This is a genomic window from Phytobacter sp. V91 (assembly GCF_965644225.1).
GTDB lineage: Bacteria > Pseudomonadota > Gammaproteobacteria > Enterobacterales > Enterobacteriaceae > CBFFRJ01.
This window is the reverse complement of record NZ_CBFFRJ010000223.1, coordinates 1-4,158: the sequence shown is the minus strand read 5'-3', so window position 1 is coordinate 4,158 and position 4,158 is coordinate 1. Positions and strand designations below refer to the sequence as shown.

The 4,158-nt window shown below is 48.7% G+C and carries 3 protein-coding genes and 4 tRNA genes; 6 read left to right on the top strand and 1 reads right to left on the bottom strand.

Annotation, left to right across the window (positions count from 1 at the left end; genetic code table 11):
• The first annotated feature begins 159 nt into the window (after positions 1-159).
• Both murB and birA read left to right on the top strand, forming a co-directional pair.
• Complete coding sequence (murB, locus tag ACSZO4_RS24885; RefSeq protein ID WP_437891768.1) at positions 160-1,188, top strand: UDP-N-acetylmuramate dehydrogenase; 1,029 nt, start codon at positions 160-162, stop codon at positions 1,186-1,188.
• A complete protein-coding gene (gene birA, locus ACSZO4_RS24880; RefSeq protein WP_437891766.1) occupies positions 1,185-2,147 on the top strand; it encodes a bifunctional biotin--[acetyl-CoA-carboxylase] ligase/biotin operon repressor BirA in 963 nt (320 codons plus the stop codon). The genes murB and birA overlap by 4 nt, the downstream gene beginning before the upstream one ends.
• A 31-nt stretch (positions 2,148-2,178) precedes the next feature.
• Here birA and coaA read toward each other — a convergent pair whose 3' ends face one another.
• A complete protein-coding gene (coaA, locus tag ACSZO4_RS24875; RefSeq protein ID WP_437891764.1) occupies positions 2,179-3,129 on the bottom strand; it encodes a type I pantothenate kinase in 951 nt (316 codons plus the stop codon).
• Positions 3,130-3,715: 586 nt separating this feature from the next.
• On the opposite strand from coaA, the gene ACSZO4_RS24870 reads away from it, so the two are divergent.
• The 4 genes from ACSZO4_RS24870 to ACSZO4_RS24855 all read left to right on the top strand — a co-directional run bounded on the left by ACSZO4_RS24870 (position 3,716) and on the right by ACSZO4_RS24855 (position 4,156).
• Positions 3,716-3,791 (top strand) — tRNA-Thr (locus ACSZO4_RS24870).
• Between the two features lie 8 nt (positions 3,792-3,799).
• A tRNA-Tyr gene (locus tag ACSZO4_RS24865) sits at positions 3,800-3,884 on the top strand.
• A 118-nt stretch (positions 3,885-4,002) separates the two neighbouring features.
• Positions 4,003-4,077 (top strand) — tRNA-Gly (locus ACSZO4_RS24860).
• Positions 4,078-4,083: 6 nt separating this feature from the next.
• Positions 4,084-4,156 (top strand) — tRNA-Thr (locus tag ACSZO4_RS24855).
• Positions 4,157-4,158: the final 2 nt, after the last annotated feature.

Below are 4,158 nucleotides of genomic sequence, written 5' to 3'. Positions count from 1 at the left end.
TGCGAGAGTAGGGAACTGCCAGGCATCAAACAAGTGAAGAGGCCATCCTGACGGATGGCCTTTTTGCGTTTTTGTCCACGGTAAACCTTCTCTATAACCACAAGCGTACATCTTACAGATACGGTAAACTATCCCGGTTTCTGCATCAGGATAGCGTCTATGAATCACTCCCTTAAGCCCTGGAATACCTTCGGTATCAATCGAAATGCTAACAATATCGTCTGTGCTGAAAGCGCACAGTCACTCTTGAAGGCATGGCAACAAGCGACTCAAAATCAACAGCCTGTCCTTATTCTGGGTGAAGGCAGTAATGTTCTTTTTCTCGATGATTTTTCGGGCACGGTGATCGTCAACCGTATCATGGGTATCGAGGTCACGGAAGATGAAGACGCCTGGCATCTTCACGTCGGAGCGGGTGAAAACTGGCATAAACTGGTGCAATTCACCCTTGATCATGACATGCCTGGTCTGGAAAATCTGGCGCTAATACCAGGTTGCGCAGGCTCATCGCCGATCCAAAATATTGGCGCTTATGGGATTGAAGTCAAAAGCGTTTGTGAATACGTAGATTGTGTTGAACTGGCCACCGGGACAGCAAAGCGTCTGAGTGCACAAGCGTGCCAGTTTGGTTATCGGGACAGCATATTCAAACATGAGTATCAGGATCGATACGTTATCGTCGCGATTGGTCTGCGCCTCGTTAAACGTTGGCAGCCTGTCTTATCCTACGGCGATCTGACCCGTCTGGATCCGCTGACCGTCAGTCCACGGGAGGTATTTGATACCGTCTGTCACATGCGTATCAGTAAGCTTCCTGACCCAAAAGTGAACGGCAATGCCGGCAGCTTCTTCAAAAATCCGGTGATTACTCAGGCTAAAGCCGAGCAATTATTGGTTGAATGGCCAAATGCCCCCCATTACCCGCAAGCTGATGGTAGCGTAAAGCTGGCCGCAGGCTGGCTAATCGATCGCTGCCAGCTAAAAGGCACAACCGTAGGTGGCGCGGCGGTACACCAGCACCAGGCATTAGTGCTCATTAATGAGAACCAGGCGACAAGCGATGATGTTGTGCAACTGGCTCATCTGGTGCGCCAACGTGTGGGTGAAGCATTTGATATCTGGCTGGAGCCAGAAGTGCGTTTCATCGGCCAGAGCGGCGAAGTGAATGCGGTAGAGGTTATTTCATGAAGGACAATACAATTCCATTAACCCTGGTTTCATTACTGGCGGATGGCGAGTTCCACTCTGGTGAGCAATTAGGCGAGCGCCTTGGAATGAGCCGGGCTGCGATCAACAAGCATATCCAGACGTTACGCGACTGGGGCGTTGATGTCTTTACCGTGCCAGGGAAGGGATACAGCCTGCCAGAGCCGATTCAATTGCTGAGTCAGAAATCCATTTCTGAGCAGGTCAAAGGGGGAAATGTCTCCGTTTTACCTGTTATTGATTCAACCAATCAATACTTACTGGACAGGATAGCAGAGCTCGCCTCCGGTGATGCCTGCGTCGCAGAATACCAGCAGGCCGGTCGTGGCAGACGTGGACGCAAATGGTTTTCACCGTTCGGCGCCAATCTTTATCTGTCAATGTACTGGCGTCTTGAGCAGGGGCCCGCAGCGGCAATCGGTTTAAGTCTGGTCATTGGGATGGTCATGGCGGAGGTTTTACAGGAGCTGGGCGCGGAGAAAATTCGCGTAAAATGGCCAAATGACCTCTATCTTGACGATCGTAAACTTGCAGGCATCCTCGTCGAACTGACAGGTAAAACCGGTGATGCTGCGCAGATTGTGATTGGTGCTGGTATTAATCTTGCGATGCGTAATGTCGAAGAGCATGTGGTAAATCAGGGCTGGATCAATCTGCAAGAGGCGGGAGTTATCATCAACCGTAATATCCTTGCCGCACGTCTGATCACCGAGCTGCGTTCTGCGCTGGCCCTTTTCGAAGAAGAAGGGTTAGCTCCCTGGCTGTCGCGCTGGGATAAACTGGATAATTTTATTAATCGACCGGTCAAGCTCATTATTGGCGAAAAAGAGATATTTGGTATTTCTCGCGGCATTGATGCTCAGGGGGCATTATTACTTGAGCAGGATGGCGTGATTAAACCCTGGATGGGTGGGGAGATTTCCCTGCGCAGCGCTGAATAATTAACAAAGGGGAGTTTGTACTCCCCTTTGCTTATTTACGTAAGCGTACTTGCTCGACGGCGTGGTTAGCGCTTTTGGTCATTATCAGACTGGCACGTTCACGGGTAGGGAGGATATTTTCCTGCAAATTAAGCCAGTTAATTTCCTGCCACAACGAGGTGGCGATTTGCGTCGCCTCTTCTTCCGATAATTTTGCGTAGTTATGGAAATAGGAGTCAGGATCGGTAAAGGCACCTTCGCGGAATTTCAAAAAGCGATTGATATACCAGCGTTGCAGAAGTTCTTCGGGCGCATCAACATAAATGGAGAAATCAACAAAGTCGGAGACAAACACGTGATGTGGATCATGAGGATAATCCATTCCACTTTGTAATACATTTAATCCTTCAAGGATTAATATATCCGGCTGGGTGACGGTTTTGTCACCGTCAGGGATGACATCATAAATTAAGTGCGAATATACCGGAGCGGTAACATTGATCGCTCCTGATTTAATATCCGAGACGAATTTCACCAGTCGGTGCATATCATATGACTGAGGAAAACCCTTCTTCTTCATCAGATCTCTGTCTTTTAAAACCTGATTTGGATGCAAAAAGCCATCAGTCGTTATTAATTCCACGCGGCGATGTTCTGGCCAGCGACTTAATAACGCCTGCAGTACGCGGGCAGTCGTGCTTTTACCGACAGCAACACTCCCGGCAATGCTGATGATATAAGGGATGCGTTGCCCGTCAGTGCCTAAAAATTGCTCGAGAACCGCCTGGCGGCGCAAGTTCGAGCTAATATAAAAATTGAGTAAACGTGAAAGTGGCAGATAAATCTCAGCAACCTCTTCCAGCGAGAGGTCTTCATTAATGCCTTTTAACCGCGCGATTTCACCTTCCGTAAGCGTCATCGGCACTGAATCACGAAGCGCAGCCCATTGGCTACGATTGAACTGTAAGTACGGCGTCATTAGCGTTTGCTCTTTTTTACTCATAAGCTTTTCTGCCTGCCATTCTGGCTCGCCACATATGCTTCCAGTACATGGCGAGAAGCATCACTGTAGATAATACGATGGCGCGACGTTATTGAAATAAGTTAGGACAATGGGCAGGAGGTTAACACCAGATGACAGGGAATAATATGAAAAATGTCTATCATATGACGCTTTGGAAGCAAAGTATCAGCATCCGGCAACAGGTATGCAATTACACCTGTTAACCGCCATTACACCCTAATATCAACCCGTCTTATAACGGTCTGCCGCCAGGCGCGCCAGGTGATGCTGCTGGCGGGTGTGACGTAAGTTTTGCTCTCTATCGCTGTTTTTATACAAACAACCTGCTGCATACCCTTTATAGAAGGATTTTTCGTCATTTGGCGAGAAAGCTTCCGGGAGGATTGTGGGACAACGGTGAGGAGTTTGCTATCCGAATCCTGGCTGTTGCTCTATTTTTGCGCTGAGCTGCATGAAATCGCAGCAGTTTCAGAGCTGTTAGTGCAAAATGTGAGCGATAGAACATTTTATGCAATTTTTTAGTTGCATGAATTCGCAGGTCTCCATAGAATGCGCGCTACTTGATGCCGACTTAGCTCAGTAGGTAGAGCAACTGACTTGTAATCAGTAGGTCACCAGTTCGATTCCGGTAGTCGGCACCATCAAGTCCGGTGGGGTTCCCGAGCGGCCAAAGGGAGCAGACTGTAAATCTGCCGTCACAGACTTCGAAGGTTCGAATCCTTCCCCCACCACCACTTTCTGGCAACGTTTTACGTCGCCTGAGTTGGTTTAAAAACTGAATCAACTCAAAACAAGAAAAGAGAGCAATCTCTTTTTTTGTACAGAAAGAACTGGGTAGCCGAGTTTCAGGATGCGGGCATCGTATAATGGCTATTACCTCAGCCTTCCAAGCTGATGATGCGGGTTCGATTCCCGCTGCCCGCTCCAAGACGTGCTGATATGGCTCAGTTGGTAGAGCGCACCCTTGGTAAGGGTGAGGTCCCCAGTTCGACTCTGGGTATCAGCACC

Coding starts and splice junctions, on each gene's coding strand:
- murB (WP_437891768.1), top strand. CDS start 160: ATGAATCACTCCCTTAAGCCCTGGAATACCTTCGGTATCAATCGAAAT.
- birA (WP_437891766.1), top strand. CDS start 1,185: ATGAAGGACAATACAATTCCATTAACCCTGGTTTCATTACTGGCGGAT.
- coaA (WP_437891764.1), bottom strand. CDS start 3,129: ATGAGTAAAAAAGAGCAAACGCTAATGACGCCGTACTTACAGTTCAAT.